This is a genomic window from Salmonella sp. SAL4457 (assembly GCF_046548235.1).
Classification (GTDB): Bacteria; Pseudomonadota; Gammaproteobacteria; order Enterobacterales; family Enterobacteriaceae; genus Salmonella; species Salmonella enterica.
This window is the reverse complement of sequence record NZ_JBGDZO010001351.1, coordinates 1-235: the sequence shown is the minus strand read 5'-3', so window position 1 is coordinate 235 and position 235 is coordinate 1. Positions and strand designations below refer to the sequence as shown.

1 protein-coding gene is annotated in these 235 nt (G+C 66.0%); it reads right to left on the bottom strand.

From position 1 onward, the window contains the following. Positions 1 to 235: transcription antitermination protein NusB (nusB, locus tag ACLJNW_RS28570; RefSeq protein WP_410962054.1), on the bottom strand; the 235-nt coding region annotated here is incomplete at both ends.

Genomic DNA, 235 nt, shown 5'->3' with positions numbered 1-235 from the left:
GGCCAGCTCGATGCCCTCGTTGATCACTACCTTGTAGGGCACGTCGATGCGGTTGCGCAGCTCGTAGGTGGACAGCCGCAGGATGGCCAGCTCGACCGGGTCGATCTCGGCCAGCGGGCGGTCCAGGCAGGGCTCGAAGGTGGAGTCCAGTTCGCTCTTCTGCCGCGGCACGCCGTGCAGGATCTCGTGGAAGTAGGCGCCGTCGACCTCGGAGAAGTCGTTGTCGGTGCGGAAC